Below are 26,197 nucleotides of genomic sequence, written 5' to 3'. Positions count from 1 at the left end.
ACCAAGAGGGAGAAAGGAATGTTCTTTAAAATTTTTATGGATAAAACCTCTACGAAAAAAAATGATTTTAATGTCAAACTTAAGGAAGCAATCGAAATAATCAGAGCCAATCAATCCATCGTTGCAACACGCGTTTTAGAGGTTCTTGATTCTCAGAGAATTACCGTCAATTCTTTTTTTAATATGTCACCAAAGCATTATCAGGAAATACAAGAAGACTTGTTAAAAGAGGAACACATTACGATCCCGCCAGATTATCCACCAACAGAAGAAACCGTAGAAATTATGGTTTTGTCGCAAAGATTTTTTCAGGCACAAGACGGAAAAACGCTGGGCGAGTTTATGCTGCGAGTCCATAAAACTGTTCAAAGATGGATTGATTTCCAGCCTGAGAATGCTGTCCTTTTCTAAGCATATGGTGAAGCTCCATTCCAGCCAGCGTGGAATTAGCTGAATGGAATGCCTTGAATTCCTTCATGGGTTTTGTGATTTTCTTGATGAATCGATGATTCTGTTCCACGATGTTGTTGAGGTATTTGATTTGCCTCACGTTTGCACGATACAGATACACCCATTGTCCCTTTGCCTTTATATAGGTCTCATCCATCCTCCAGGAACTACCAACAGGATGCTTGTGCCGCTTGCGAAATATTTCTTCCAGCTTGGGAGCATACTCAATAACCCAGCGGTTAATGGTTGAGTGATCAACCTTAAGTCCGCGCTCCAGAGCCAATTCTTCAACATCACGGTAACTCAATGAGTAGGCCAAATACCATCTGACTAACATCAAAATAATGTCTTGTTTAAAATGACGCCACTTGAAGTTCAGCATCGGTAACCTTTCTTTGAAAAAATGCAAACTCTACCTCAGAAGACAACTTTTTGCGACAAAACCAGTCGTCATGAAGGCACAGGCCCCCGAGAAATTAAAGGATTTATTCGTGTTTCTTATGGACATTATGGGCTGGGATGCAGGGCAAATAAACACCGCGTTAGATGTATTTGCATCGAATTCCATTTCAGACTCTAGTGTAACGAATTTTATCGGTTCACAAGGTGGCGCGAAACGAAATTTCGATCACTAAAGTCGTAGTTTGTCTTCAAAAGATACTTGGACGTTGTTAATGGACGGCAATTTCTGGAGCCGTTCTATGCTCTCCTTGGGAGGGATTCAGCGCAGGGGACTTTTCTGAGAATAATCCAAAGGGAGTTTGTGCGGGAAAGATATCCAACTTAGCGGTAGGCGTTAGCATGGATGTTTCGGCTTCATTATGTTGTTCTACAAGAGTCTCTATTTTATCGAAAAGTCGCTTTTGTTCGTTTAACAAGCTACGAAAGTCGTTGGTTGAATCCGTAAACCGTTCCGTTGTTGCTGCTGTTTGTGTGCTCGTTTGGGAAAGAACTTCGAGAACGCGTTCAAATTTCTGGGAATTATCATCAAGATAAGAGGTCAAATTTTTCTCAAAAGCGGCGCGTTGCTCTTCCCCTAACGTGAGCACTTTTGACAGTGAGCTGACTGACTTGGTAAGTATTTGTATGGTCTTTTGAGTTTTGGTGCGGTCTGCCTCCACCTCTGCTTGAACTTGGGTGACTTTCTGAATGTGTTCTGCTAACTGAATTTTATTTTGTTCGTATTCATGACGTACCGTTTCCAGTTGAGCAAAGGTTTGCTCATACAAATCAGATTGAATTTCAGCGGATTGTTTTAATTGCTCTACAGAGGATTCTAATGTGATTACTAAATTTTTTAAACGGTGTTCGTTGATTCTTAATTGCTCTATTATGGAGGACAGGGTTAAGCATTCTTGATTTAGAAGAGCAACATTGTCGGTTAAATTTAAGTTTTCATTACTTAGCGCCTCGACTTCTTGTTTGAATTGCTCATGTAATTCTTCAGTGAGTTCTATAAGAGATACCTGAAGGCTATTTAAGCTGCTCACAATGTCTTTGAATTTTTGCGTATTTCTTGAAAGAAGCTGGTGATGTGAGGTAAGTAATACATCCCCACCAATGAACATTGTGGATACAAAAAAAGTTATTGTAAATAATACGGCAAATTGCAGAATGATGCTGAGTGCCAGCAGGGGAACAATCACTGTAATGCCGATTCCTACGCGTTGCCAAATCGGTTTTTGTCCCCAATACGTTGCTATTTGGGTGAGCGTGCTCGCATCACGTCCAAAGGCATCAAGTGCTTCATCCAGCGATTTTTGTAGTTCCATTAAGCGTTTATGGTTCGAATTGATTACTTGAAGTTTTTGTTCTTGAGCAGCGCTAGGTGAGTTTGTATCCGTCATAATTTTTTTCCATAGTTGATGACATTAAATGAGCATATGCGGCAAAATAATGTAACAATGATTCAAAATAAACCATTATACTAGGACTCCTTGTATCCGTCATCAGCAAAATAGGCCGATTCTGGCCTTGGGAATAATCCTGAAAGGTAACCTCCTGTTTTTCAACGAGTTCGTAAACAAATTTTTTTTAGGAATTTTAAGATGAGATAAGAACGAATAAAACCATAGCCATTATAATGAGTACGAGCAGTTGCGCAACCAGCCCTCTAAGCGGTCTTCATTAATGATCTAGTGCCAATCTGGGATTTGGTATATCTTTAGCCTACTCAAAATTACGTAGATCCTAAAGAGTCATGATAAGGATATCGCTAAAGGAAGAAGAACGAGCGGCGTTAAACCGATTGAGACTTGAACGAAAATCAAATATTGGTGAACGAGCGCATTATGTATTGTTAGCCGCATCAGGCATGTCAGCCCCTGAAATATCACACCATTTAAACAGGAACATTATCACGATTCGACTGTGGCTTAATCGTTATGTTAAGCAGGGTTTATCAGGATTGACTCCTCGCAAGCCCACGGGTCGTCCGGCAAAAAAAGCGCCATTTATTGAGAGACATCTCCAGGAGCTTTTGAGTAAAACCCCACAAGATTATGGATATCAGGAAGCAGGGTGGCAGCTTAACTTACTACGCGATTGGTTTGAAAAAAAGGGATGTAAAGCATGCGACAACACCTTGGTGAAAGCAAAAAATATATGGCTGTAAATCGTTTACGAAAATGGAAGAACTTATACAGCAAGCCAGAAAATTAATTTGGTATTACCACGGGGGCAGAACCATTTCGAAGATAAATTTTAATTATGAAGCCTATGCAAATTTATTCTAGATATTTAATGATGCTTGCTTAACAAAGATAATGTCGATTCGTATAAAAATTTAACTAAAAAGATTCAACTAACTACGTTTCCTGAAATGAAAATTTTAGGTGAAATACTGACTGAATTAAGTAATCAAATTGCTATCAATGGAGTAATACCAACTCGAGTTCCACTGAATCCGCTTATTATTAATGCAGAAACACACAATACCCCGACTATTCTTGGCTTTTTTAATACAGGATTAGAAAAGAAGTCGCCAATGATAATAAGAGATGATATTTCAGAGCAGCAATGCTTAAGTAATAATCCAAAGATTTGTAGCTTATAAAAGCGATCGCGAGTTCCTTTGGACTTCAATGGGCACCGTCACGTCAACTTGACGGTGCCGCCATCGCATTCCCTCGCAAATGAAACGCGCTACCGCGTGAAGGTGATTAAATTTAATTATCTACATCAATCCAAGCTTTCCTTTTTAAGCTTAATTTGCTCTTCAGCCTTCGCAATAGCCTTACGAATCGCCTGAGCCTCTTCAGACTGCTGGGGAGCTAACTTAAGTAAGCGTTGCCAATAACCAATAGCATCTTCGTAAGCATCACTTACATAAGCATTCATCGCCATCATTGCCAGGGCATCGGGTTGATTAGGATTATTTTTTAATAAATTAGCAAAAATTTCCGTAACTGGCTCGGTAAACTGTCGATTATTTAATACCCACAAACTGTGCGCATAATTAACCGCATATTGCTCATCCTTCGGGTCAAATTGATAAGCCTTCGCAAAAGCATCTACTGCGTTTTGTTTTTCTTCTTGACCTGTATACAAACGACCTAAAAGATACCAACCTTTTGCGCTCTTAGGCGTATCATCCAATTTAGCACGTAGCTTAGTGATTAACTCCTGAGGACTTTTAATCGATTTAAGCATAGCATCTGCTTTTTGCTGTTTTTCTTGAGTTTGCAAATAGTACTGCCACTTGGCAAAACCACCCCAATTGAAATACCCAGAAAATGCCAGGATAAAAATAATTGGAACCAGTAATAAACTAGCAAGCCAATGACGTCTTAAAGGATAAATAATTACCATACTAGCTAACAGAGTTAGCGTAGCGAGTAGCACTAATAACCACCATTCATTCATATTAAGGACTCACTGAGATTTTTTTCTTAGCAAAACAAGTTCGCCAAAAAATCAAAAAACCTAAAATTAAAAATAAACCCGGGCCAAACCACAATAAATAAGTTATTGCTTTAACCGGCGGTTTAAACAAAATAAAGTCTCCATAGCGTGCGGTAAGATAATCAGTAATTTCACTGTCGCTCTTGCCTTCCTTCACTAACTGATAGACCTGCCCTCTTAAATCCTTGGCCAGCTCCGCATTGGAGTCTGCTAAATCCTGGTTTTGGCATACCAGGCATCGTAAATCTTTTAACAAATGATTAAATTGGGCCTCTTTTTTGGCTGAATTTAAAGGGTACATACCATTTGCCCAAACACCAGTAGGGACTAAAACCAACCAAAGCAAAACATAAGACCACTGCAAGCGCTTCATGCCATCTGCTCCAATTGTTTGATTAAAGGTAAGACTTCTTTTTGCCACAGCTCTTGATTCATTGCTCCAGCATGGCGGTAACGAATCACTCCTTTTTTATCAATCACAAAAGTTTCTGGTGCGCCATAAACGCCTAAGTCAATTGCAGCACGCCCCTCGCGATCTTGCATCACTAACTTATAAGGATTCCCCCATTGGCTTAACCATTGCAATGCATCTTCAGACTTGTCTTTATAATTTAATCCATAAATAGGCACCCCTTCACGTGCTAATTGCAACATAAAGACTTGCTCATCAGTACAGGCGGCACACCAACTAGCCCAGACATTTAATAAAACGACTTGATTGCGAATTTTCTGAGAGCTAAAAGAGGACTCCGGACGATGCAATTCAGGTAAGATAAAATCAGGTACTAACTTTCCTACTTGCACTGAAGGCAAATTACGGGGATTTAAAGAAAGCCCACGCCAAAGAAAAATACTCAATAAAACAAAAAGCACTATAGGAATTATTTTCCATCCTGTTTTTCTCATGCTAAAGCTCCCGCTGTTTGTCTTTTTTGATAATAACGTCTGTCCGTCAAAGCCAAAAAACCACCGGCTAGAATCATAAACCCACCAGCCCAAATCCAGCGCACAAAGGGTTTATAATAAAGACGAACTGACCAGGAGTCACCATTTAAAGGCTCGCCTAAAGCAACATAAATGTCTCGAAATGGAGTTACATCAATTGCCGACTCAGTCATTGCCATTTGACCAATGGTATACAGTCTCTTTTCCGGGTAAATTAACTTTGTTTTGTCATGATGACTGATTTTAAATTGCGCCTGTGTTCCTTTATAGTTAGGGCCATCTAAAGGCTTTTGGTTTACAAATTCAATAGAGTAACCAACCAAATCAATTTTTTCCCCAGGTTGCATTTGTACGTCATCTTGCACACCGTAAGCAGTGGAAATCGCAATACCAATCACTGAGGCAGCAACGCCAAAATGCGCCAATACCATGCCCCAATAAGCTTGGCCAACATGAGTTAAACCACCACGCTCTTTAATGCGTTTAAGTACAGCTTTACTGGTACTTAACACAATCCAAGTTGCTAAAACCAATCCCAAAAAGGCTGAAGCATCAAACTCATGATGAGTCAGTAACAATAAAGAGCAAGGTAGGAGAATACTCAGTACCGCCACACTCCATAATTTCTTGAAGACACCTCCCCAGCTATCGGAGTGCCATTTTAAGTGAATGCCCAAACCCATCAGCAACAACATGGGAATCATTAAGGGAACAAACACAGCATTGAAATATGGCGCCCCTACCGATAATTTACCTAGGCCCAAACCTTCAACCAATAAGGGATAGACGGTCCCCATGAGCACGGTGAGCATAATCACTACTAAAAACACATTATTTAAAAGTAAGGCGCTTTCACGAGATAGAGGGCTAGGGTTATTCGTTGCATGCAATGTTTGCGCACGAAACAGGAACAGCAACAAAGAGCCACCAATAACTAATAATAAAAAGCCTAAAATGAATAAACCTCGTTGCGGATCCACAGCAAAGGCATGCACTGAAGTAAGCACCCCTGAGCGCACTAAAAACGTACCGATTAGGCTTAAAGAAAAAGCCGCAATTGCCAAGAGCATAGTCCATGCTTTAAATTGCTGGCGCTGTTCGGTCACTGCCAAAGAATGCAGTAAAGCAGTCCCTATTAACCAAGGCATAAATGAAGCATTTTCAACAGGGTCCCAGAACCACCAGCCTCCCCAGCCTAGCTCGCGGTATGCCCACCAACTACCCAAAGTAATTCCAGCAGTCAAGCAACACCAAGCAGCTAAAGTCCAAGGTCTGGTCCATTTAGACCAACTGCTTTCAACTTTTCCAGCCCATAACGCGGCAAGAGCAAAAGCAAAAGCGACCGAAAAACCTACATAGCCCATGTACAACATGGGGGGATGGAATAAAAATCCAGGGTCTTGTAATAAAGGATTTAAATCACGCCCTTGAGTATTTAATACTTGGAATTGGCGTAAAAAAGGATTTGAGGTCGTTAATAAAAAAAGAATAAAACCGATGCTTAACCACCCTAAAACAACGAGTACACGCGTGCGCATTTCTTTATCTAAGCCTGAGCTAAAACAGGCTACCATCAAGGTCCAAAAACTCAGAATCGCAACCCAAAGCAGCATCGAACCTTCATGCCCCCCCCAAACCGCGCACAACTTATAAAACCAGGGTAATGCAACACTGGAATTACTCATCACATAAATAACAGAGAAGTCATCTTTTAAAAAACAAATCGTAAGCAAAATGTAGGTCAGTGCAATAAATAAAAACTGAGCCACAACATAAGATTTTGCGGCATCCATCCATTCAGGCCGTTTTAATTGCAAGCCGATTAATGGGATTACGGCTAAAGCCAGAGAGGCCATTAATGCCAGAATAAGAGAAAAAAGTCCTAGCTCTGCAATCATGAGTTCTCCTTTGGCGCTAATGCCGCTTTTACTTCAGGAGGCATGTACTTTTCATCATGTTTTGCCAGTATGCGAGTTGCCTGCACATGCTGGTTATCAATCAGATGTCCTTCCACAACAACCCCCTGCCCTTCACGGAATAAATCAGGCAAAATACCGGTATGAACTACAGTCACGGTTTTCCTCAAATCAGTGACCCTAAATTCAACCCTTAAGCCTTCTTTAGCTCGTACCAATGAGCCTTTTTCAACCATTCCCCCCACGCGAATGGCTTGTTTTGCTGGCGCTTGGCCCTCTGCAATTTGTGTCGGAGTATAAAATAAACTGATATTTTGTCTTAAGGCATATAAAACCAAACCCGAAGCTATAGATAAGACAATAAAAGCAGACAATAAAATCAAAAGCTTACGTTTACGAGCTGGATTCATAATTAGCGTTTAAACCATTGTTGTAATTTTTGACGTGTTTGTTTCTTTTTCCATTTCATCCCTAAAAGGTTCATCACTAAGACTACCGAAACTAAACTATAAGCAGGCCAAACATAGATGGAATAGCCACCCATTGTTAACCATTCAAAAAACTGACTCACTTAACTTCCCCTTCAAATTGAACCTTAACCCACGCTTGTCTTTTTTCCCTAAGCAACAGCTCTTGACGTGCTTTTTCCAAAATAATCCACAATGCATATAAGAAAAATCCGATAATGCTTAACAGAAGTGGATACAACATGCTGCCGTCAATTTTGGGTTTTGCAAACACCGATAAAGTAGAACCTTGATGAAGTGTGTTCCACCAATAGACTGAGTAATGGATAATAGGCAAATCAATCAAACCAACTAAAGTTAAAATAGCAATGATGCGATCAGAGTCTTCTTTGTTTTTTACCGATTGATGGGTCGCTAAAATCGCAGCATAGAGTAATAAAAGAATCAGTTCAGAGGTTAGTCGAGCATCCCAAACCCACCAGGCACCCCACATCGGTTTACCCCAAATGCTGCCAGTAACCAAAGCGAGAAAAGCCATGCATGCGCCAAATTGAGCCACTTGATTAATCAGCAAACCGGCGATTTTAATCCGCCAAACCAAGAGTAAAACAGCCAAAAAACCCATCCATCCGTAAAGTGCCATAGATAAAAAAGCACTGGGAACATGAACGTAAATAATACGAAATGCATCACCCTGTTGGTAGTCAGGAGGAGTAAAAGCCAGCCCCCAAACAATTCCTACGATTAAGGTCAGTACTGCACTGAAAGAAAGCCAGGGAAGCAAGCGCCCTGTATATTCATAGAATGATTTTGGCGAAGCCAATTGATATAATATTTTCCACATAGGAATAAAGGAAACCAAAAAAAGACAGATTTTATCATGTAACTGTACTTTCGCAAAATAGGCAATATGTAATCACTCTGCATGACTGATTCGGATCACCCCAGTAATGGCATAAGGCAGAAAGCCTACCGCAATCACCGACATCGCCAGTAATAAGGCTAAATAACCATTTACCGGTAAAGATTGCATAGCAACATGCAAAGTACCACTACCAAAAATAAGCAAGGGTAAGGTTAGAGGTAATAGTATTAATGCCATCAATACCCCCCGCTGATTACTCCCAGCACCGAACGCTGCGACCAAAGCACATAAAAATAATAAAGCTGGCGTACCACATAGAATGGTCAGGGCCAAAATCCAGGTTTCCCAGGTGGTTAGCGAAAATAATAGTGCGACTAAAGGACATAAAATTAACAAAGGCAGTAAGAGAAACAACCAATGAGCAATCACCTTAGCACAAACCATTAAGGGTAATGATTGCCCTGAAACCAACCATTGTTCAATCACCCCCTGCTCATAGTCTTGCTGAAATAAGCGCTCCGCAGACAATAACATGGATAAGAGGATTGCCATCCACACTAAGCCTGGGGCAATAGTTCTTAATAACTCCACTTCCGGTTTTAGGGTTAAAGGAAACATAAATAAGAAAATCAGTAGAAAAAGGCAGGAGTTAACCAAAAAACGAATCTGCCTTACTTGAATTAATAATTCGCGTTTACATTGATTTTTGAATAAGGCAATAGCGGAGCTCATAATCTATGCTCCTGGTAAGTAGCTGGATTCATGGGTAATTTTTGATGGGAGGTCAATAGAATAGCCCCCCCTTCTTTTCGATGCTCTTCCACTTTAGTGATAATAATTTCTAAAGCTGTATCATCTAAGGCAACCAGCGGTTCATCGAGCAGCCACAATTTAGCATTGGTCATCCACAAGCGTAATAAACCGACCTGTCTGCGCTGTCCAGCAGATAATAATGCACATGGGTAATCTAAATGAGCTTGTAACTTGAATATTGTGGCTAATTCATCAATCGGCTGTTTTTTATAGTGCAAGTCAAACAAACAGTTTTCCCTTAAAGTTAAACTAGGATTTATCCCTGTTTTATGTCCCACAAAACATATTTTCCGTTGATATTCTCCCAGATCCTGATGAATGTCTTTCTGAGCAAAACGTATTTCTCCCTCAGCAGGACGGTATAAACCAGCGATTAATTTAAGTAAGGTGGTCTTTCCCGCACCGTTTGCCCCTTGAAGATGGAGTAATCCTCCTGCGGGCAAATGAAAAGCAACATTATTAAGTAAAGGTTGCTCTTGATAATCAAAGCCGAGATTAATTACATCAAGCATGAACATATGAGCCATTATGAGAAAGCATGCATGGTACTAAAACCATTGTCTGTTGACAATTCGCAACGTGAATCATCAATCGCTGCGTAACAAAAATGGCTCCTGTGAAAATAAGGAAAAAGCCCTAAATATCAGCACTATTGCGATTCCGCTGGTTTTTTTAGGATTCAAGCTGTTTGCACTTGCACATATCCCCATTGCCCGCCATAATCCGGCTTTATTTATTTGAAAGGACTGCAATGGAATTCTTGAGTCAATATGGTTTATTCCTTTTAAAATCCATCACTGTGGTTGTTGCCTTTTTGGTGGTTTTTGCCGGCTTTTTCTCAATGAGCAGAAAACCCAAAGCTAAATTAGAAGTCACCTCCTTAAATGAGCATTATGAGCATTTGCATTCACTGATGAGCAAGGAAATTCTGGGAAAGAAATTACCCAGACAGAAAGGTAAAAAGAAAAAAGACCCCAAACGTCCTTCACTTTATGTGATTGACTTTCAAGGGGATATAAAAGCATCACAAGTGGATCAGCTCCGCGATGAAATCACCGCTGTTATCTCAATTGCTACCGCGGAAGATGAAGTCTTAATCCGCTTGGATAGCCCTGGAGGGGTAGTTAATAGCTATGGTTTAGCAGCGTCTCAATTGCAACGTATTCGCGACAGAAAAATCCCGCTTACCGTGAGTATTGATAAAATTGCTGCAAGTGGTGGTTATTTAATGGCCTGTGTTGCTAATCACATCATTGCCGCGCCTTTTGCAATTATTGGCTCTATTGGTGTTGTGGCACAAATACCTAATTTCCATCGTTGGCTTAAAAACCATGATGTTGATGTAGAACTGTTAACTGCTGGAGAATATAAGCGCACATTAACCATGTTTGGGGAAAATACCGAAAAAGGCCGCAAGAAATTCCAGGAAGATTTGGAAAAAATACATGCTGCATTTAGAAAGTATGTTGCTGCTAATCGCGAACAGTTGAATATGGATGAAATTGCTACCGGGGAACATTGGTTAGCTACGGATGCTTTAGACTTAAAACTTGTTGATAAATTAGCTACGAGTGATGATTACCTTATCGACAAGCTAGCAAGCTATAAGGTATTCAAATTATCCATTCCACCGAAAACTTCTTTAGTAAATAAATTGCTTAAACCGGCCATGAGATTTATGCATCCTTGGGCCTAATCCTAATGCGGAACTATCCGTGCATCAACTTCCCGTATTACGAATTCGTCTAATACGGGCTACACCTTTTTTATGTAATTTAAAACTCATTTAACGCAGCGTCATACCACTATTTATGCCCCAACTTCTTTTACTGGAATTATTGACTCACCAGCAAATTTGTATTTATTAGTATATACTTAAATCACATTACCTAAACCGATGTTAGCAAATGGAGTGACAAGCGATGAGCGAGCCAAAATCAAAAATGCCTGATCTCAAAGAGCTGGCTTCAATGACAAGTAAATTGTTCGGGGATATTAAAACGAGTGTTACCCAGATTATCCACGATTATAAAGAACAGCGTGCACAATCTGATTCAAACGAAGAAGCTAAACCCACAGAAACGAAAGCCGCTGACCAATCAAAGTCTGAAGAAGAAAAAAAATAGTTAAGCCACTACTAAGAATTAAAAAACACCTGGTTGCTTGCAACCAGGACTTCTGTGTTAGTAATTGGACAGTGGAGCTTCAAAAACTACGTACTAATCTATGAGTTAGTTTACGAATATCGACAAACCACCAGCAGAATCCCCACGGTGTCGTAAGATCGATGGCATCCACGGTCAAACTGCGGGAATTCTAGAAATTTCGAGGAGTATCAAGGATCTCGAGAATGAAGGCTGGGCTGAAAAATCCAGCCTACTCGTTACAATCGGTACTTAACATTATCAAGAATAACTCACCGATAACAAACAATCAGCTTAAACGCCTCACATTGATTACCAAAACACAGTTCTTGGCTACCTATAGTCTTCGTTGCCGCAACTTGCGTTTCTTTAGCAAAATGCTTCGCCTGCATATATCCCATACGTCGGCAAAAAGAATTAGCGGCACGTGAACCACATTCTTTTTTCGTATCGTAACACCAATCTACACGATAATGATCAAAACGTGGGACAACATAACGCTTCTCACGGTAATGGTAGGATTTAGATGATGTATGTGACATATGAGTGACACAGCCGATGGTCATAAAACCATTACAACGCCAGCCTTTGCATTGTGCCTTGCTGGATATAAAATTAGTTAAGCCAATATTATATGCAATAACGCTTTGATTGGCCGATTCGTAGCCCATCATTTTACAATAGCGATTAGCTACTGCTTTACCGCACTCTTTCCCATCAACTGTGCAATAGTTTAAACGCTCGCCTTGGTATGTAGGATGCCAGAAACTGCGAAAAGCTTTATTCTGTGCTTCTGCGCCTGCATGCGTCAGGAAGGAACAAAATAAAAAAACAGAAAGTATTATGTACCGGAAATTGCTCATTAAAACAGCCCATTAGCGATTATGAGCACATGGTAGCTTATGCGGCTAAGTGGTACAAGTGTAGAATGAGAAAAGGTAGGGTTAATGAGATTCTTGGATAATTCGAGATGAATTAAAATAGTTCAGACCGGATTCGCGCTATCAAAAAACACATATTCTAAATCAAAATAAGAACTTAAATAGTCACCTAAAGCCTGGATGCCATAACGTTCCGTAGCATGATGCCCACAAGCATAGTAATTAATACCTAATTCTTGCGCCTCATAATAGGTACGTTCCGATACTTCCCCACTCAAATAAGCATCCACACCTAAACGACTTACCTCTGCAATATAATCTTGAGCCGCGCCACTACACCAAGCAATGCGGCTGACCTTGCGGTTATGGCCTTCAATCATCAAAGGCTGTCGCCCTAATTTAACCGCTAAAAATTTGCTAAGCTCGTTACTAGTCATCGTTGTTGCTAATTGGCCTGACCATAGCAAATTATCAGTACCGCCGATGCGATGCATTTGTATTGAATTCACTTCAAATAATTTTGCCAAACAGGCATTGTTGCCTAATTCAAGATGGCAATCAAGCGGTAAATGGTAAGCCATGAGATTAATCTCATGGCTTAATAATTTTTGCAGTCGTTGACGCTTCATGCCCGTAATGACGGGGGATTCGCCACGCCAAAAATAACCATGATGAACTAATAAAGCATCTGCATTCCAATCAATTGCTTGAGAAATTACATCCTCAGAAGCAGTTACTGCAGTACAGATGCGTTTAATCTGTTCTTTACCCTCTACCTGCATGCCATTAGGCGCATAATCATTAAAACGATCACAGCTTAATAACTGTTGCAGGTGTGAGGTTAATTCTTTTTGGGTTATCACCGATCAGAAACTCTCTTGATGTCCGCACCTAATAGAGAGAGCTTTTCTTCGATACGCTCATAGCCTCTATCCACATGATAAATGCGTTCTACAGTAGTTTCCCCATCAGCAACAAGACCGGCTAGAATCAAACTGGCAGACGCACGTAAATCTGTTGCCATTACTGGTGCACCAGTTAGTTTTTCAACTCCGTTAATGATCGCCGTATTTCCATTTAACTGGATTTGAGCACCCATACGTTGTAATTCTTGAACATGCATAAAACGGTTTTCAAAAATTGTTTCCACAATTGTTGAAGAACCTTCAGCTACGGAGTTCATAGCCATAAACTGAGCTTGCATGTCTGTTGCAAAAGCAGGATAAGGTGCTGTAGAAATATTCACCGCTTGAGGACGCAAATTGTTCATATTGAGGCTAACCCAATCTTCGCCAATCGTTAATTCCGCGCCTGCTTCTTCAAATTTGCATAATTGTGATAATAAGGTATCAGGACGTACACGTTTTACAGTCACATGCCCGCGAGTCAAGGCAGCAGCAGCTAAATAAGTACCGGCCTCAATACGATCTGACATTACAGAGTAAGTACCACCTGACAGTGCCTCAACCCCTTCAATTTCAATAATTGAAGTTCCAGCACCGGAAATTTTAGCACCCATTTGGATTAGGAAATTCGCTAAATCAACTACCTCTGGCTCACGAGCAGCATTTTTAATTACCGTAGTACCTTCAGCAAGAGCCGCAGCCATAAGAATGTTTTCAGTACCCGTTACGGTTACGGTATCAAACATAATACGCTTACCTTGTAAACGACCACGCTTACAACGTGCGTTGATATAGCCATTCTTAACGGTAATGTCTGCACCCATAGATTTTAATGCTTTTAGGTGTAAATCAACTGGGCGTGTACCAATCGCACATCCACCAGGTAAGGACACATCGGCTTTACCGAAACGTGCTAACATGGGGCCCAATACTAAAATAGAAGCACGCATGGTTTTAACTAACTCGTAAGGTGCAACAAATTCATTCACTTGACCGGAATCAACCTGAACATTCATTTTTTCATCTACAATCAAGTGAGCGCCCAATTGTCCTAACAATTCCATCATGGTAGTGATGTCTTTAAGATGGGGAACATTCGAAATCGTAACATGGTCACTGGCAAGTAAGCTGGCTGCCATAATAGGTAAAGCCGCATTTTTTGCACCGGAAATAACCACTTCACCATGTAATGCCTTACCGCCGTTAATTAATAATTTATCCATGTTGTCTCCCCCATTCTTCTTGTGTCCACGTATCCATGCTTATCGCATGAAGTTTGCCAGTGGTAATTAATTCTTTTAGCTGCGCGTATACCCATTGCTGCCGAGCAACTTTTGATTTATTTAAAAATACGTCACTGACTACAGTTACCTTATATTGATAACCGTCCCCGTCCACTTTAACGAGAAAAACCTCGTTAGTAGATCTAAGTTTTTGTTCTATTTCTTCATTACTTACCATTAAAATTAGCTCACAAATTAGAATAAATACAGTTTTCTACCGATTAAATCTACAGTGCCGTTAAATTAGCATAACCGGGTCTACTCAGCCTATTTTACGTCCCGCAAATAAAAGCCTCGGGGCCTAGGCGAATATGGTTCCTTGCAACCAGGTTACACTGGCTGAAGTCGCAGGCATTCGGTGGTGGCTTCCTATGTCTACTCGGGGATGCTAAATTAATAACAATGAGTAGGTTCTAAACGACTTCCAAAATATCTTTCACACCACAAAAGTCCGCTAGAGACTCAGTCTCTGCAGACATACCGATAATCTCGAAAGTCTTATTATTTTTTTTGCACAACTTTCTGGCTTCGATAAGCAACGCCATCCCTGCGCTATCGCAATGAGTTACCTCACTTAGATTAAGAACTAAGTGAGTACTCGCACCATCCATCAAAGTCTTATAAAGTTGAGCTCGTACCTCAACTACTGATTTGAAGCTAAGTTCAATAGGCTTAAAATGAACTGTTTTCACTTAAGAAGCCCTTTTTAATTGTTTGTGCTGCATTTGCTTGATCACTTCATCCATACTGGAGTTTTGCAGTACTTGAGCAAATTGGGATCTAAAGCTTTGCAATAGGCTAACCCCTTCAACACTAATGTCATAAATTTTCCATTGGCCATTTTTATCAACCAGGCTATATGTTAAAGGAATATTTTGGCCTTCACTGCGCACAATCACACTATTAACGCGAAGGAAACGAGTATTCGTTGCCGCTCTAAGTGGCAAAAACTGCACTGATTCATCAGAATATTGAGTCAAAGGACTGGAATACGTACGAATAACTAAGCGGGTAAACTCTTTAGAGAATTGCTCTCTTTGCGCCACAGAAGCGTTCATCCAAGCCTGTCTGCCCAAAACAGAACGAGACATACCCGCGACATCAACAATAGGTAATAAATGCTTTTCAACCGCAGCATAAATAATGCCCGGATTATTTTTTAAGCTTGTTTTATTTTCTTTTAAGGTCGCAATAATTTCATTTGCAGTTTGTTCCAACATGGGCACCGGTGAATTTTGGGCCATGATTACAGGTGATAAAATCACGCCAACAACAAATAAAATATTTTTTAATATTCTCATGTCCGTACCTTAATTTTATTGTAATTACTTTTTATTAATATTAAATAAAAGCTGACCGATTAGATTTTCAAGAATCACCGCTTCTTGAGTCTTAGCAATTACATCCCCATTGCGCAAATAAGGATGCTCGCGATTTGCATCATCGTCAAAACCGGGAACAATACTAATATAATTGGAACCAAGCAAGCCTTGCGTTAAAATTCGTGCTGAAGAATCTTCATAGGGTATTTTTTTATCGCTCTGTAGACGCATCGTAACCTTGGCATTAAGTTCGCCTGGTTGTAATTCAATATGCGTTACTTCACCAATTTTAACCCCAGCAACCGTAACTGGTGCACGCACTTTTAAGCCACCAATATCAGTAAAATCCGCAGTAACATTGTAACTCTTATCAGACATAAAATCAGAAATATTACTAACCTTCATTGCCATGACCAGCAGGGCCAACAAACCAAGCAACATAAATAGGCCAACACTCACATCTACGTAACGTTGCTTACTCATTTACCAATCTCCAATCATCATTGCAGTCAACAAAAAATCCAGACCTAACACAGCAAGCGACGCATAAACAACCGTTTTGGTCGTCGCCTGACTAATACCTTCTGCTGTAGGCACACACTCAAACCCCTGAAATACCGCAATCCAAGTTACAACAAAAGCAAACACCAAACTTTTAATGATACCACTGAGTACATCAATACGAAAATTTACTGCCGCCTGCATATTGGACCAAAAGCTTCCAGAATCTACACCTAACCAATGCACCCCAATAAAGTAGCCACCAAAGATCGCTACCGCAGAGAAAATTAATGCCAAGACAGGCAAAGTAATAAAGCCCGCCATAAAGCGAGGATAAATAACTCGCCCTAAGGGGTCTACCCCCATCATATCCATGCTGGATAACTGTTCTGTAGCCTTCATCAAGCCAATTTCTGCAGTTAATGCTGAACCTGCACGACCAGCAAATAATAAAGCACTAATTACCGGCCCAAGTTCTCTGGCAATACTTAATGCCAACAGTTGGCCTAATTGGGTTGCCGCACCAAATTTTTGCAGCGTATTATAACCTTGCAATCCCACAACCATGCCAATAAACAAAGCGGAGACAACAATAATCAAACAGGATAAGACGCCAACGAAATGTATTTGATAACGCAATAAAGGCCATAATTTGCTGATACTGGGCTTGCGAAATAACATCAAAAACAAAAACAAACCAGAGCTACCCAGATTTTGTAAAGCGCGAGTGCTACGATTTCCCAAGCGCATAATCAAATCAAGCATCTAATAGCTCCTCTGTATAAGGACGGGCTGGATAATGGAATGGCACCACACCATCAGCTTCTCCATGCATAAACTGCTTGACCTGAGGCTCAGGTGAGCGGACTAACTCTTCAGGAGTGCCCTCCCCTATTATTTTTCCCCCAGCAATCAGATAAATATAATCTGCAATAGAACAGGTCTCTTCAACATCATGAGAGACAATGATGGTTGTCGTATTTAATAGTTGGTTTAAACGCTTAATTAAACGTACTAGAACACCTAATGAAATTGGGTCTTGGCCAGTAAATGGCTCGTCGTACATCATGAGCTCGGGATCCAGAGCGATAGTACGTGCTAAAGCAACCCGGCGCGCCATCCCACCGGATAATTGTGCTGGCATTAATTCTGCGGCACCGCGTAAGCCTACGGCTTGCAGTTTCATCAAAACAATGTCACGCACCATAGAGTCATTAAGTTGTGTATGTTCTCTTAAGGGGAACGCGACGTTATCAAATACATTAAGATGAGTAAATAAAGCAGAACTTTGAAAAAGTAAACCCATATCACGACGTGCATCATATAATGCTTTGCGCGGTAATTGATGGATATCTTGACCATTAACCTGAATGGTACCGCCATGAGGCGTTAATTGTGCACCAATTAGTTGCAATAAGGTTGTTTTTCCAGAACCACTCGGCCCCATAATAGCCGTGATTTTACCTCGTTTCACGGTCATATTAATGCCATTGAAGATGCGTCGACTCTCTCGAGTAAAGATCAGATCATTAATTTCAACCCAATTTTCAGGCATGCTTTCAAGTTCCGGTTATGGCCAAAAGTACAAGTATATACTGGTTCCTGGAAAAATGAGTCTCTTAAATTTAAAAAAAAAATAAATACCTACCCAAATAAAATCACATTGCCCCAATAAAATACACATTGAGCATGGATGAACGGTCTATCTCTGCGTCTTTTTCTTAACTAACTGCAAGAACTTGCCAGGAAACATCGCTACATAACAAATAAAATTTGATCTTAATTACCCACTTACAATAGCCTTTCAGGCTAAGAATGCCTAAAGCCATTCATAAATGAATTGTACATCGATAATGCTTTACTGTGGCGAGATAGCCCCATAAAAATGTCACGGTTTTGCAACGACGAGTCATTATGTTAGAATGAAAACTAAACAAAAAGGAAACAAATAGTAGCCTATGAATTTTTGCACACTTGGACTTGCCGTCATCGAAACTGAGGCACAAGCGGTCTTCGAACTAACCCAACGTATTGATGAACGCTTTGCCAAAGCCTGTGAATTACTGCTTGCCTGCCAAGGGCGAATTGTTGTTACAGGAATGGGAAAGTCAGGGCATATTGCCAATAAAATTGCCGCAACATTAGCAAGTACAGGCAGCCCTTCGTTTTTTATGCACCCAGGTGAAGCCAGTCATGGCGACTTAGGAATGATTACCCGCCAAGATGCGGTGATTGCTATTTCTAACTCAGGCAATACCTCAGAACTCGTTACCCTGCTTCCTTTATTAAAGCGGATGGAAATCCCTTTAATTACATTAACAGGTAATAGCGAATCGGTTCTTGCCCGTACCGCAGATGTCAATTTGGATGTGAGCATCAAACAAGAAGCTTGTCCTTTAGGCCTTGCCCCAACCACCAGCACTACAGTTGCTTTAGTTATGGGTGATGCCCTAGCCATTTCCCTACTGCAAGCCCGCGGATTTAGCGAAGAGGATTTTGCTTTATCGCATCCAGGAGGTTCTTTAGGCAAGCGTCTGTTACTACGCATTGACGATGTTGCGCATCAAGGCAATGAATTGCCATTAATTAATGAAAATGCAACGATCAGCGAAGCATTAATTGAAGTAACGAATAAAAAACTCGGGATGACTTGCGTTACAGATTCCAAAGGTTATCTGGTTGGTGTCTATACCGATGGTGACATTCGCCGCACCTTAACCCGACAATGTGATATAAATACTACACAGCTAAAAGATGTAATGACCCAAAATGCACGTACTATTCGTCCAGGGGTTCTTGCAGCTGAAGCATTAGCAGTAATGCAAAAGCACAGCATTACATCATTAATTGTAGCGGATGAGCATAACCGCCCTGTTGCGGTAGTTCACCTTCATGATTTATTAAAAGCAGGTGTTTTTTAAATGAATAAATTAATTGAAAAAGCACAACAAATTAAATGCCTTATTTGTGATATGGATGGCGTACTCACAGACGGCCTATTATACATTGATAATCATTTTAATGAGCTTAAGACCTTCCACATCCATGATGGCCTAGGTTTAAAATTACTGATGGCTGTAGGAATTGATGTGGCAGTGATTACTGGTTCCCGCAATGCGGTCGTGGATCATCGAATGCAACAATTAGGTATCAAGCATTACTACAAAGATCAGTTAAATAAACAAGATACTTATGAGCAATTGAAAAAAACATTAAGTCTTGAAGACGAACAATTCGCTTATATTGGCGATGATCTTCCAGATATGCCGCTGATACAAAAAGTAGGCTTAGGTGTCGCTGTAGCAAATGCCGTACCTGCAGTTAAAGAAATTTCCGTTTGGCAAACTGAACATCCTGGAGGTCGCGGTGCTGTCCGTGAACTATGCGACCTGATTCTTAACGCGCAAAACAAAATGGATTTGGCGATAAAAGGTTATCTAAAATAATGAATGCAGCAAAACAAGGTATTTGGCTTTTTCTAACACTCATTGCTCTAGCAGGTTCAGGCTGGTATTACAGTCATTCTTCCGGCATCATGCGCTTGGACAGTGAAACCTTAGCTAATTCCGTTGATACGACCATTTCTCGTGTGAAAGTACGCCAATTTGATGAAAAAGGCACGCTAACAACGCTTTTAGCCACGCCAAAGATGCGACACATTCAAAAAGGTGATGTGTATTTTTTTCAAAAACCGCGTATTTTAGTGAGCCAAGAACAGCAGCCGCCTTGGGATATCCGCTCCAATAACGCCAAATCTTTTGAAGGTGGTCAGCGAATCGTTTTCATAGGTGATGTGGTTGTCCACCAAACCAAAGGGGATAATGTTCAAGGGAGTACCTTAAGAACTGAAGAGGTAACTTATTATCCAAATGAGAAAAAAGCATCTACCGATCTGCTTGTAACCTACGAGCAACCAGGTAATATTATTCAATCCAAAGGCATGAATGCTTATCTGGATGAAAAAAGAGTAGAATTACTTCATCAAGCACGAGGAAGCTATGTTCCAGCAAATGGTTAAAGGTATTCTGTACAGTGCTGTATGCATTTTGGCATGTCCTGGCTATGCCCTGTCCACTGATAGAGAGCAAGTCATGCACGTGCAAGCGGATTCAGCGGATTTGAATCAGCAAAATCATAAAGGCGTTTATATTGGTAATGTGGAATTAATACAAGGCACAACCAAGCTACAGGCAGCAAAAGCAATTACTAAGGGTAACGAGAAAAACCAGCTGGTTTTAGCCATCGCCAAAGGCAGTGATGGCAAGCAAGCACATTATTGGACAACGACCGATCCTAAGAAGCCTCAAATGCATGCCTATGCCGATACCATACGCTATTACCCATTAACTCACATCATTGAGCTCATTGGGAATGCCCGGGTAGAACAAGGAAATGACTCATTTTCAGCAGCTAGAATACGCTATGACACCATCAAACAGCACGTTCTGTCTAATGGCGATAAAAAACGAAGAATAACTATAATTTATCATCCTGAAAAGAAATCTCTATGAATTTATTAGAAGCGCGAAACCTAAAAAAATCATTTAAATCGCGAACAGTGGTCAATGGAGTAAGCATCCACATCAAAAAAGGTGAATGTGTAGGCTTATTAGGCCCTAATGGTGCGGGAAAAACCACCTGCTTTTATATGATCGTGGGTTTACAGTCTTGTGATGAGGGGCAAATTATCATCGACAATCAAGACATTACCTCGAATGCCATGCACCAACGTGCCCGTTTGGGAATTAGCTACTTGCCTCAAGAGGCTTCCGTGTTTCGTAAGCTTACGGTCGCCGAAAATATTATGGCTATTTTAGAGCTTAGACCGGATTTAAATGAGCAGGCTCGAGAAGAAAAACTCGATCTACTACTGCAAGAATTTCATATTGCGCATATTAGTAATAGCATGGGTATGGCGTTATCTGGAGGAGAACGCCGACGTGTAGAAATTGCCCGCGCCTTGGCAATTGAACCCTCATTCATCCTTCTTGATGAACCCTTTGCTGGGGTCGATCCAATTTCCGTAATTGATATTAAAAAAATTATTCAGCATTTATGCAATAAAGGCATTGGAGTTTTAATTACCGATCACAATGTCCGAGAAACACTAGATATTTGTGAGCGAGCTTATATCGTCAGTCAGGGGAAAATATTATGCGAAGGAACCCCAGAAACCATCCTTGCAAATCAACAAGTTAGAGCAGTTTATTTGGGTGAAGACTTTACTTTATAGACCATCATCATGCTACTTATTATTGATAATTATGATTCATTTACTTATAACCTGGTGCAATATTTTCAATGCTTAAATCAGGAAGTACGTGTTTCAACGCATGATCAAATAAGCATCCAAGAAATACGTAAGTTAACCCCTGAGTATCTGGTTATTTCTCCAGGACCTAAAGGTCCTGATGATGCAGGTATTTCTCTGGCCGCCATTCATGAGTTCCATCAAGAAATTCCCATTTTAGGCGTTTGTTTAGGACATCAATGTATTGCACAAGCATTTGGTGGCCAGATTATCTCTGCTCCTGAAATCATGCATGGAAAAACCTCGCAAATTCAGCATCGCCAACGAGGCCTTTTTCATAATATCCCTGTAGGGTTTCAAGCAACTCGTTACCACTCTCTTGCCGTTGAAGCATCCAGCTTGCCAGATTGTTTTTCTATAGATGCTTGGGTGGATAATACAATTATGGCAATTTCGCATCGTCAATATCCTGTTTTTGGGCTACAATTTCACCCTGAAGCAATTTTAAGTCAATATGGTCAGCAATTATTAGAGAATTTTTTAAGCTATGAAACCCAATCATCTATTTGAACAGTTAATCGCAAAGCAGGAATTAAATGCAGAGCAAATGCATGACGTAATTCATGCCTGCATGTCTGGCCAATATAATGACCTGCAAATCGCTACCTTTTTAGCATTAATGCGCACTAAGGGAGAAACTGCAAGCGAACTCACCGCTGCAGCAAAGGTGATGCAAGAGTTAGCTCATACAATTGAGTTAGGGGCTAATTTAATTGATATTGTGGGTACTGGCGGTGATGGTAAAAATACGTTTAACGTATCCACAGCGTGCAGTTTTGTGGTTGCTGCTGCCGGATTTTCCGTAGCCAAACATGGCAATCGCTCTGTTTCCAGTCGCAGTGGTAGTGCTGATTTGCTCGAGCAAGCAGGATTTGTACTCAACCTTTCTGACCAACATATGAAAGCGTGCATGCAGGAATGCAATCTTGCATTTTTATTTGCTCCCAGTTACCACCCTGCTATGCAACACGCCCGTACTGCACGCCAACAATTAGGTATTCGTACCTTATTTAATCTATTAGGACCATTAATCAATCCCGCTCGCGTAAAAAGACAAGTTGTTGGCGTTTTTTCAACAAGCTGGCAGAAACCTTTAGCTACCGTTCTTGCGAACTTAGGAAGTGAACGCGCTTTAGTGATTAGCTCGCAAGATGGTTTGGATGAAATTAGTATTGTCGCACCTACCCAGGTGATTGAATATTATCAAGGATCATTTAAGGAGTGGTCGATTATCCCTGCTGAGCATGACATCCACCACAGTTCACTGGATGAAATTATTGTTGATTCGCCAAGCCAAAGTTTAACAATTATCCAATCCGTATTCTCAGGCGCGAAAGGTGCCGCACGCGATATGGTATTGCTAAACTCTGCGGCAGCAATTTACTGCGCCAAAGAAGAACGTTCATTTGCCCAAGCTCTAGAACTAGCTGAAGAAGCTTTGGATAGTGGTAGAGCCGCACAATGTTTTCAACAACTTTGCCAATTAACTCAAACTTTAAATGAAGAATCGCATCATGAATAGTGTTTTAGAACGCATTGCCCAGCATAAATTAAATGAAGTCGCCCAAGCAAAAAAACTACATCCATTAAGCTCGCTTGAACAAGCCCAATGGGAACGCCGTGATTTTGTTGCTGCCTTAAAAGACAATACAACTCCAGCCATTATTGCCGAAATTAAACGTGCTTCACCGAGTAAAGGTTTGATAAGAGAAGACTTTGATGTAGCGCAAATTGCTGAAATCTATGCGCAACATGGTGCTCGTTGTTTGTCAGTACTTACGGATATTGAATTCTTCCAAGGCCATCCAGATTACTTAGCCCTTGCAAAATCGCATTGTAACTTACCGGTATTACGCAAAGATTTTATCCTCGATGAATACCAAATTTATGAAAGCCAATCACTAGGTGCAGATTGTATTTTATTAATTGTTGCCCTGCTCGATGATGCACAACTTGCTGATTATTGTCGGTTAGCGCAGGAATTAAATATGGCAGTACTCGTGGAAAGCCATACTCGAAAAGAGTTAGACCGCGCATTGCATTTGCCTACACCGCTTATGGGAATAAATAACCGTAGCCTACATACATTTAAAACCGATATTCAGTTAAGCATTAATTTAAAAGACCTGGTTCCTCAGGATAGAATCGTTATTACTGAAAGTGGGATTAATACTCACATGGACGTTGCTTTAATGCAAGCTAATGGAATTAATACGTTTTTAATTGGGGAAAGTTTAATGCGGGCACAAGATATTGGTTCAGCTTTGCAGTATTTGATTACTGGGAAATAAACGACCGTATAAAAAGCTTTGGCCTCTTCATCATTAATGAATCAAATACTAGTATTGGTCATACTTTCAATACGTATGATTATTGGCGTATACTTATGAGAATTTTAAGTATAATAAGAACAATTGCCATGTTTTTAGTGGGCGGAAGTATTATTACTCATGAAATACCAGCCCTCCACCATTACACACAAAATCTATCCTCAATTATGTCGATGAGTGCTGGAGTCTTCACGGGGTTTGTTTTAGGCGCTATTTAGACTATTGCGTATTTCGCCTGTAATAAAATTAAATCAAAGCTTATATAGCTACAAGGGAAATTGATGAACGAGAAAAGACAAGATATATATTTATTTATAGGGGTATTTTGTTTCTTCTTATTTGGCTGCCTTATCTTTGCTATCTGTCAACACGCCTCTTTTTTGTCAATTAATAATGATATTTTTATTCTAAGTCAAAAAATAAAAAATTCGTATACAGACTTTTTCAGTACACTAATATCTTTATTCGGAAACAAATTTATAATCCTCCCTGCGTTCATGAGCGCGGGAGTAATATTGTTATTAAAAAAGGAAACAAATTTAGCAATGCATTTAATAGGAATTATTGCCTTTGCTGCATTTCTTGCTTATTTTTTCAAACTTTTCATTGCCATTCCCCGGCCAGAGGTCCCTTTTACGAAAGCATCTGAGAGCTATGCGTTTCCAAGTAGACATGTAACATTATGCGCCACCTATACAATATTCATTACAGCATTAATTTGTAATCAAATAAAATCCAAATGGCCTGTAATTGCCTTCGCCTGCTTGTATATTTTGCTACAAGCGATTTCACGAGTATTACTGCAAGTTCACTGGTTCGTAGATGTAATTGGCGGAACACTTTTGGGTTCTTCTTGTGGTTTTTTAGGCGCTTACTCCTTCTTTTTAACCAACAAAAATCCAGAAAGAGCAAAAAAATGCCTTGGCGTTTTATGGATAACCTTTCTATTTTTTATAATAATTTATTTGTTCATTAATTTAGGTTGGACACTTAGCCCAACCTATGCGTCAATGTAAAATTTCTTGACTTATCACGCCCCTTTTAATCCGCAAATGGCTCCAGCGGTTCTAATGGCTCCGGTTCAGGAAGATTTGGATCCTCTGGCTCAATAGGTTCTGGATTTGATGGATATTCATCAGGAGAGTCAGGAATCTCATTAGGTTCAGGTATTTCACCACTGTTTTTCAAAATAGCTCCTTATTATTTGCACTTCATAGCTAAAGTATAGCAAAATTGGGTTTTACCTAAAAAGGTGTTTTATACATGAAAGTAGCTGTAATTACCGGTGCTGCTAATGGTATAGGCTTAGCATTAACCCAAGTTCACTTAGAACAAGACAATATTGTGGTTATGGTTGATAAAGACAGCACTAAGCTCTATCAGGAAGCAGAACGTCTCCAAGCTAAATTCCAGAGAAAAATTATTGCCATTGCTTGCGATGTGACTCAGGCAGATGAGGTAAAAGCTCTGGCTCAACAAACGCAACGCGAGTTAGGTCGTATTGATTGGCTCTATAATAATGCAGGCATTATTGGCGAACTAGCCCCTGTTTGGGACTTAAATGCGGAGCAAGTCAAACAGGTTATGAATGTTAACCTGCATGGAATGATTCATGTAATCCAAGCCTTTACCCCCTTTTTATTCCAGCAAAATTTTCGCTCACACATCATTAACATGGCAAGCTTATACGCTCTATGCGCAGGCTCACAAACAGCCCCCTACTCCATGTCCAAACATGCGGCTTTGGCTTTATCGGAGTCTTTATATTTTGATTTGAATCGTTTAGACAAACCGGTTGATGTCTCTGTAATATTTCCATCATTCACTGATACGGGATTGTTATCCTATCCTGCGGACAGCCAATCTAGCTTACATGGCGCATTAAAATCCTTATTAGCTCACTCACGGCCCCCAATGGATATAGCGCAGCATATAGTGTACGAAGTAGCTCAAAAGAAATTTTATATCTTTCCAGATAAAGAAGTAAAAGGATATTGTGAAGAGCGTACACAAGCTATTCTAGATCAAAAAAATCCTCATACGACCAATATTGAAAAACTAATGACCGCTTTAATCAAGCGCCAGGAATCACGTAAAATATCTTAATACTGCTCTTAATATACGAACGAAATCCATTGGTTTCGTTCGTGTTATTCAAGAT

General features: G+C 40.3%; 38 protein-coding genes. 17 read left to right on the top strand and 21 right to left on the bottom strand.

Annotated features, from left to right (window positions below; translation table 11 throughout):
• The first annotated feature begins 18 nt into the window (after positions 1–18).
• Complete coding sequence (locus ACQY7T_RS10610; RefSeq protein WP_428413232.1) at positions 19–411, top strand: hypothetical protein; 393 nt, start codon at positions 19–21, stop codon at positions 409–411.
• Here ACQY7T_RS10610 and ACQY7T_RS10605 read toward each other — a convergent pair.
• Complete coding sequence (locus tag ACQY7T_RS10605; protein ID WP_428413231.1) at positions 341–832, bottom strand: IS6 family transposase; 492 nt, start codon at positions 830–832, stop codon at positions 341–343. The two genes, ACQY7T_RS10610 and ACQY7T_RS10605, sit on opposite strands and share 71 nt — an antisense overlap.
• Positions 833–902: 70 nt before the next feature.
• Between ACQY7T_RS10605 and ACQY7T_RS10600 the strand changes: the two genes are divergently transcribed.
• A complete protein-coding gene (locus ACQY7T_RS10600; RefSeq protein ID WP_428413229.1) occupies positions 903–1,085 on the top strand; it encodes a hypothetical protein in 183 nt (60 codons plus the stop codon).
• Positions 1,086–1,121: 36 nt separating this feature from the next.
• On the opposite strand, the gene ACQY7T_RS10595 is transcribed toward ACQY7T_RS10600, so the two are convergent.
• Positions 1,122–2,297, bottom strand: coding sequence for a hypothetical protein (locus ACQY7T_RS10595; RefSeq protein WP_428413228.1), 1,176 nt, complete (start codon positions 2,295–2,297; stop codon positions 1,122–1,124).
• Positions 2,298–2,650: 353 nt separating this feature from the next.
• Here ACQY7T_RS10595 and ACQY7T_RS10590 point away from each other — a divergent pair, with 353 nt between their 5' ends.
• Together ACQY7T_RS10590 and ACQY7T_RS10585 are read left to right on the top strand one after the other, a co-directional pair.
• Positions 2,651–3,064, top strand: a complete 414-nt coding sequence (locus ACQY7T_RS10590) for a helix-turn-helix domain-containing protein (protein WP_428413227.1) — start codon at positions 2,651–2,653, stop codon at positions 3,062–3,064.
• A 207-nt stretch (positions 3,065–3,271) separates the two neighbouring features.
• Positions 3,272–3,505: a hypothetical protein gene (locus ACQY7T_RS10585; RefSeq protein WP_428413225.1), complete on the top strand. Its 234-nt coding sequence runs from the start codon at positions 3,272–3,274 to the stop codon at positions 3,503–3,505.
• A 125-nt stretch (positions 3,506–3,630) separates the two neighbouring features.
• Here ACQY7T_RS10585 and ACQY7T_RS10580 read toward each other — a convergent pair whose 3' ends face one another.
• The 9 genes from ACQY7T_RS10580 to ccmA form a co-directional block, all read right to left on the bottom strand.
• A complete protein-coding gene (locus ACQY7T_RS10580; protein WP_428413224.1) occupies positions 3,631–4,314 on the bottom strand; it encodes a tetratricopeptide repeat protein in 684 nt (227 codons plus the stop codon).
• A 1-nt stretch (position 4,315) separates the two neighbouring features.
• Positions 4,316–4,726 (bottom strand): cytochrome c-type biogenesis protein, encoded by a 411-nt coding sequence (locus tag ACQY7T_RS10575; RefSeq protein ID WP_428413223.1) that lies wholly within the window; start codon positions 4,724–4,726, stop codon positions 4,316–4,318.
• Positions 4,723–5,259 carry a DsbE family thiol:disulfide interchange protein gene (locus ACQY7T_RS10570; RefSeq protein ID WP_428413222.1) on the bottom strand — a complete coding sequence of 179 codons (537 nt, stop codon included), beginning with the start codon at positions 5,257–5,259 and terminating at the stop codon, positions 4,723–4,725. The genes ACQY7T_RS10575 and ACQY7T_RS10570 overlap by 4 nt, the downstream gene beginning before the upstream one ends.
• Positions 5,256–7,196, bottom strand: coding sequence for a heme lyase CcmF/NrfE family subunit (locus ACQY7T_RS10565; RefSeq protein ID WP_428413221.1), 1,941 nt, complete (start codon positions 7,194–7,196; stop codon positions 5,256–5,258). Before ACQY7T_RS10565 ends, ACQY7T_RS10570 begins: the two co-directional genes overlap by 4 nt.
• On the bottom strand, positions 7,193–7,624 hold the full coding sequence (gene ccmE / locus ACQY7T_RS10560; RefSeq protein WP_428413220.1) for a cytochrome c maturation protein CcmE: 432 nt from the start codon (positions 7,622–7,624) through the stop codon (positions 7,193–7,195). Before ccmE ends, ACQY7T_RS10565 begins: the two co-directional genes overlap by 4 nt.
• A 2-nt stretch (positions 7,625–7,626) precedes the next feature.
• On the bottom strand, positions 7,627–7,785 hold the full coding sequence (gene ccmD / locus ACQY7T_RS10555) for a heme exporter protein CcmD (RefSeq protein ID WP_400186945.1): 159 nt from the start codon (positions 7,783–7,785) through the stop codon (positions 7,627–7,629).
• Complete coding sequence (gene ccmC / locus ACQY7T_RS10550; protein WP_428413219.1) at positions 7,782–8,525, bottom strand: heme ABC transporter permease CcmC; 744 nt, start codon at positions 8,523–8,525, stop codon at positions 7,782–7,784. The genes ccmD and ccmC overlap by 4 nt, the downstream gene beginning before the upstream one ends.
• 72 nt (positions 8,526–8,597) lie before the next feature.
• Entirely contained in the window at positions 8,598–9,278 is a 681-nt protein-coding gene (gene ccmB / locus ACQY7T_RS10545) for a heme exporter protein CcmB (protein ID WP_428413218.1), read from the bottom strand.
• Complete coding sequence (ccmA, locus tag ACQY7T_RS10540; protein WP_428413217.1) at positions 9,275–9,871, bottom strand: heme ABC exporter ATP-binding protein CcmA; 597 nt, start codon at positions 9,869–9,871, stop codon at positions 9,275–9,277. The genes ccmB and ccmA overlap by 4 nt, the downstream gene beginning before the upstream one ends.
• Positions 9,872–10,110: 239 nt before the next feature.
• Between ccmA and sohB the strand changes: the two genes are divergently transcribed.
• On the top strand, positions 10,111–11,055 hold the full coding sequence (sohB, locus tag ACQY7T_RS10535) for a protease SohB (protein ID WP_428413216.1): 945 nt from the start codon (positions 10,111–10,113) through the stop codon (positions 11,053–11,055).
• Positions 11,056–11,281: 226 nt separating this feature from the next.
• Complete coding sequence (locus ACQY7T_RS10530; RefSeq protein ID WP_428413215.1) at positions 11,282–11,485, top strand: hypothetical protein; 204 nt, start codon at positions 11,282–11,284, stop codon at positions 11,483–11,485.
• Between the two features lie 290 nt (positions 11,486–11,775).
• On the opposite strand, the gene ACQY7T_RS10525 is transcribed toward ACQY7T_RS10530, so the two are convergent.
• The 9 genes from ACQY7T_RS10525 to ACQY7T_RS10485 form a co-directional block, all read right to left on the bottom strand.
• Positions 11,776–12,366 carry a hypothetical protein gene (locus ACQY7T_RS10525; RefSeq protein WP_428413213.1) on the bottom strand — a complete coding sequence of 197 codons (591 nt, stop codon included), beginning with the start codon at positions 12,364–12,366 and terminating at the stop codon, positions 11,776–11,778.
• 122 nt (positions 12,367–12,488) lie between these two features.
• Positions 12,489–13,247, bottom strand: a complete 759-nt coding sequence (locus ACQY7T_RS10520; protein ID WP_428413211.1) for a Nif3-like dinuclear metal center hexameric protein — start codon at positions 13,245–13,247, stop codon at positions 12,489–12,491.
• Positions 13,244–14,512 (bottom strand): UDP-N-acetylglucosamine 1-carboxyvinyltransferase, encoded by a 1,269-nt coding sequence (murA, locus tag ACQY7T_RS10515; protein WP_428413209.1) that lies wholly within the window; start codon positions 14,510–14,512, stop codon positions 13,244–13,246. The genes ACQY7T_RS10520 and murA overlap by 4 nt, the downstream gene beginning before the upstream one ends.
• Entirely contained in the window at positions 14,505–14,750 is a 246-nt protein-coding gene (locus tag ACQY7T_RS10510) for a BolA family protein (RefSeq protein WP_428413207.1), read from the bottom strand. The genes murA and ACQY7T_RS10510 overlap by 8 nt, the downstream gene beginning before the upstream one ends.
• A 235-nt stretch (positions 14,751–14,985) precedes the next feature.
• Positions 14,986–15,264 (bottom strand): STAS domain-containing protein, encoded by a 279-nt coding sequence (locus tag ACQY7T_RS10505; RefSeq protein ID WP_428413205.1) that lies wholly within the window; start codon positions 15,262–15,264, stop codon positions 14,986–14,988.
• Entirely contained in the window at positions 15,265–15,873 is a 609-nt protein-coding gene (locus ACQY7T_RS10500; protein WP_428413204.1) for an MlaC/ttg2D family ABC transporter substrate-binding protein, read from the bottom strand.
• 24 nt (positions 15,874–15,897) lie between these two features.
• Complete coding sequence (gene mlaD / locus ACQY7T_RS10495) at positions 15,898–16,377, bottom strand: outer membrane lipid asymmetry maintenance protein MlaD (protein ID WP_428413203.1); 480 nt, start codon at positions 16,375–16,377, stop codon at positions 15,898–15,900.
• Positions 16,378–17,160, bottom strand: a complete 783-nt coding sequence (mlaE, locus tag ACQY7T_RS10490; RefSeq protein ID WP_428413202.1) for a lipid asymmetry maintenance ABC transporter permease subunit MlaE — start codon at positions 17,158–17,160, stop codon at positions 16,378–16,380. It abuts the gene before it with no gap.
• The gene (locus tag ACQY7T_RS10485) at positions 17,153–17,950 is read right to left on the bottom strand and encodes an ATP-binding cassette domain-containing protein (RefSeq protein ID WP_428413201.1); all 798 of its coding nucleotides are present in this window, start codon (positions 17,948–17,950) and stop codon (positions 17,153–17,155) included. Before ACQY7T_RS10485 ends, mlaE begins: the two co-directional genes overlap by 8 nt.
• A 403-nt stretch (positions 17,951–18,353) precedes the next feature.
• Here ACQY7T_RS10485 and ACQY7T_RS10480 point away from each other — a divergent pair, with 403 nt between their 5' ends.
• From ACQY7T_RS10480 to ACQY7T_RS10435, 10 genes are all read left to right on the top strand, one after another.
• Positions 18,354–19,316, top strand: a complete 963-nt coding sequence (locus tag ACQY7T_RS10480; RefSeq protein ID WP_428413200.1) for a KpsF/GutQ family sugar-phosphate isomerase — start codon at positions 18,354–18,356, stop codon at positions 19,314–19,316.
• Positions 19,317–19,841, top strand: a complete 525-nt coding sequence (locus ACQY7T_RS10475) for a KdsC family phosphatase (protein ID WP_428413199.1) — start codon at positions 19,317–19,319, stop codon at positions 19,839–19,841.
• On the top strand, positions 19,841–20,413 hold the full coding sequence (gene lptC / locus ACQY7T_RS10470) for an LPS export ABC transporter periplasmic protein LptC (RefSeq protein ID WP_428413198.1): 573 nt from the start codon (positions 19,841–19,843) through the stop codon (positions 20,411–20,413). Before ACQY7T_RS10475 ends, lptC begins: the two co-directional genes overlap by 1 nt.
• Complete coding sequence (lptA, locus tag ACQY7T_RS10465) at positions 20,394–20,906, top strand: lipopolysaccharide transport periplasmic protein LptA (protein WP_428413197.1); 513 nt, start codon at positions 20,394–20,396, stop codon at positions 20,904–20,906. The genes lptC and lptA overlap by 20 nt, the downstream gene beginning before the upstream one ends.
• The gene (gene lptB / locus ACQY7T_RS10460) at positions 20,903–21,628 is read left to right on the top strand and encodes an LPS export ABC transporter ATP-binding protein (protein ID WP_428413196.1); all 726 of its coding nucleotides are present in this window, start codon (positions 20,903–20,905) and stop codon (positions 21,626–21,628) included. Before lptA ends, lptB begins: the two co-directional genes overlap by 4 nt.
• Positions 21,629–21,637: 9 nt before the next feature.
• Entirely contained in the window at positions 21,638–22,216 is a 579-nt protein-coding gene (locus ACQY7T_RS10455; protein ID WP_428413195.1) for an anthranilate synthase component II, read from the top strand.
• Positions 22,194–23,228 (top strand): anthranilate phosphoribosyltransferase, encoded by a 1,035-nt coding sequence (gene trpD, locus ACQY7T_RS10450; RefSeq protein WP_428413194.1) that lies wholly within the window; start codon positions 22,194–22,196, stop codon positions 23,226–23,228. The genes ACQY7T_RS10455 and trpD overlap by 23 nt, the downstream gene beginning before the upstream one ends.
• On the top strand, positions 23,221–23,997 hold the full coding sequence (gene trpC, locus ACQY7T_RS10445) for an indole-3-glycerol phosphate synthase TrpC (RefSeq protein WP_428413193.1): 777 nt from the start codon (positions 23,221–23,223) through the stop codon (positions 23,995–23,997). The genes trpD and trpC overlap by 8 nt, the downstream gene beginning before the upstream one ends.
• Positions 23,994–24,254: a DUF808 family protein gene (locus ACQY7T_RS10440; RefSeq protein ID WP_428413335.1), complete on the top strand. Its 261-nt coding sequence runs from the start codon at positions 23,994–23,996 to the stop codon at positions 24,252–24,254. The genes trpC and ACQY7T_RS10440 overlap by 4 nt, the downstream gene beginning before the upstream one ends.
• Before the next feature lie 63 nt (positions 24,255–24,317).
• Positions 24,318–25,052: a phosphatase PAP2 family protein gene (locus ACQY7T_RS10435; protein WP_428413192.1), complete on the top strand. Its 735-nt coding sequence runs from the start codon at positions 24,318–24,320 to the stop codon at positions 25,050–25,052.
• A 25-nt stretch (positions 25,053–25,077) separates the two neighbouring features.
• Here the strand turns inward: ACQY7T_RS10435 and ACQY7T_RS10430 are convergent, their stop codons facing one another.
• Positions 25,078–25,224, bottom strand: coding sequence for a hypothetical protein (locus ACQY7T_RS10430; protein ID WP_428413191.1), 147 nt, complete (start codon positions 25,222–25,224; stop codon positions 25,078–25,080).
• Positions 25,225–25,299: 75 nt separating this feature from the next.
• Between ACQY7T_RS10430 and ACQY7T_RS10425 the strand changes: the two genes are divergently transcribed.
• Complete coding sequence (locus ACQY7T_RS10425; protein ID WP_428413190.1) at positions 25,300–26,142, top strand: SDR family NAD(P)-dependent oxidoreductase; 843 nt, start codon at positions 25,300–25,302, stop codon at positions 26,140–26,142.
• Positions 26,143–26,197 lie beyond the last annotated feature (55 nt).

Source organism: Legionella sp. (genome assembly GCF_965140895.1).
Classification (GTDB): Bacteria; Pseudomonadota; Gammaproteobacteria; order Legionellales; family Legionellaceae; genus Legionella.
The sequence above is the reverse complement of the archived record's forward strand: the minus strand, read 5'-3'. Positions and strand labels throughout refer to the sequence as shown.

Coding starts and splice junctions, on each gene's coding strand:
- ACQY7T_RS10610 (WP_428413232.1), top strand. CDS start 19: ATGTTCTTTAAAATTTTTATGGATAAAACCTCTACGAAAAAAAATGAT.
- ACQY7T_RS10605 (WP_428413231.1), bottom strand. CDS start 832: ATGCTGAACTTCAAGTGGCGTCATTTTAAACAAGACATTATTTTGATG.
- ACQY7T_RS10600 (WP_428413229.1), top strand. CDS start 903: ATGAAGGCACAGGCCCCCGAGAAATTAAAGGATTTATTCGTGTTTCTT.
- ACQY7T_RS10595 (WP_428413228.1), bottom strand. CDS start 2,297: ATGACGGATACAAACTCACCTAGCGCTGCTCAAGAACAAAAACTTCAA.
- ACQY7T_RS10590 (WP_428413227.1), top strand. CDS start 2,651: ATGATAAGGATATCGCTAAAGGAAGAAGAACGAGCGGCGTTAAACCGA.
- ACQY7T_RS10585 (WP_428413225.1), top strand. CDS start 3,272: ATGAAAATTTTAGGTGAAATACTGACTGAATTAAGTAATCAAATTGCT.
- ACQY7T_RS10580 (WP_428413224.1), bottom strand. CDS start 4,314: ATGAATGAATGGTGGTTATTAGTGCTACTCGCTACGCTAACTCTGTTA.
- ACQY7T_RS10575 (WP_428413223.1), bottom strand. CDS start 4,726: ATGAAGCGCTTGCAGTGGTCTTATGTTTTGCTTTGGTTGGTTTTAGTC.
- ACQY7T_RS10570 (WP_428413222.1), bottom strand. CDS start 5,259: ATGAGAAAAACAGGATGGAAAATAATTCCTATAGTGCTTTTTGTTTTA.
- ACQY7T_RS10565 (WP_428413221.1), bottom strand. CDS start 7,196: ATGATTGCAGAGCTAGGACTTTTTTCTCTTATTCTGGCATTAATGGCC.
- ccmE (WP_428413220.1), bottom strand. CDS start 7,624: ATGAATCCAGCTCGTAAACGTAAGCTTTTGATTTTATTGTCTGCTTTT.
- ccmC (WP_428413219.1), bottom strand. CDS start 8,525: ATGTGGAAAATATTATATCAATTGGCTTCGCCAAAATCATTCTATGAA.
- ccmB (WP_428413218.1), bottom strand. CDS start 9,278: ATGAGCTCCGCTATTGCCTTATTCAAAAATCAATGTAAACGCGAATTA.
- ccmA (WP_428413217.1), bottom strand. CDS start 9,871: ATGCTTGATGTAATTAATCTCGGCTTTGATTATCAAGAGCAACCTTTA.
- sohB (WP_428413216.1), top strand. CDS start 10,111: ATGGAATTCTTGAGTCAATATGGTTTATTCCTTTTAAAATCCATCACT.
- ACQY7T_RS10530 (WP_428413215.1), top strand. CDS start 11,282: ATGAGCGAGCCAAAATCAAAAATGCCTGATCTCAAAGAGCTGGCTTCA.
- ACQY7T_RS10525 (WP_428413213.1), bottom strand. CDS start 12,366: ATGAGCAATTTCCGGTACATAATACTTTCTGTTTTTTTATTTTGTTCC.
- murA (WP_428413209.1), bottom strand. CDS start 14,512: ATGGATAAATTATTAATTAACGGCGGTAAGGCATTACATGGTGAAGTG.
- ACQY7T_RS10510 (WP_428413207.1), bottom strand. CDS start 14,750: ATGGTAAGTAATGAAGAAATAGAACAAAAACTTAGATCTACTAACGAG.
- ACQY7T_RS10500 (WP_428413204.1), bottom strand. CDS start 15,873: ATGAGAATATTAAAAAATATTTTATTTGTTGTTGGCGTGATTTTATCA.
- mlaD (WP_428413203.1), bottom strand. CDS start 16,377: ATGAGTAAGCAACGTTACGTAGATGTGAGTGTTGGCCTATTTATGTTG.
- mlaE (WP_428413202.1), bottom strand. CDS start 17,160: ATGCTTGATTTGATTATGCGCTTGGGAAATCGTAGCACTCGCGCTTTA.
- ACQY7T_RS10485 (WP_428413201.1), bottom strand. CDS start 17,950: ATGCCTGAAAATTGGGTTGAAATTAATGATCTGATCTTTACTCGAGAG.
- ACQY7T_RS10480 (WP_428413200.1), top strand. CDS start 18,354: ATGAATTTTTGCACACTTGGACTTGCCGTCATCGAAACTGAGGCACAA.
- ACQY7T_RS10475 (WP_428413199.1), top strand. CDS start 19,317: ATGAATAAATTAATTGAAAAAGCACAACAAATTAAATGCCTTATTTGT.
- lptC (WP_428413198.1), top strand. CDS start 19,841: ATGAATGCAGCAAAACAAGGTATTTGGCTTTTTCTAACACTCATTGCT.
- lptA (WP_428413197.1), top strand. CDS start 20,394: ATGTTCCAGCAAATGGTTAAAGGTATTCTGTACAGTGCTGTATGCATT.
- lptB (WP_428413196.1), top strand. CDS start 20,903: ATGAATTTATTAGAAGCGCGAAACCTAAAAAAATCATTTAAATCGCGA.
- ACQY7T_RS10455 (WP_428413195.1), top strand. CDS start 21,638: ATGCTACTTATTATTGATAATTATGATTCATTTACTTATAACCTGGTG.
- trpD (WP_428413194.1), top strand. CDS start 22,194: ATGAAACCCAATCATCTATTTGAACAGTTAATCGCAAAGCAGGAATTA.
- trpC (WP_428413193.1), top strand. CDS start 23,221: ATGAATAGTGTTTTAGAACGCATTGCCCAGCATAAATTAAATGAAGTC.
- ACQY7T_RS10435 (WP_428413192.1), top strand. CDS start 24,318: ATGAACGAGAAAAGACAAGATATATATTTATTTATAGGGGTATTTTGT.
- ACQY7T_RS10425 (WP_428413190.1), top strand. CDS start 25,300: ATGAAAGTAGCTGTAATTACCGGTGCTGCTAATGGTATAGGCTTAGCA.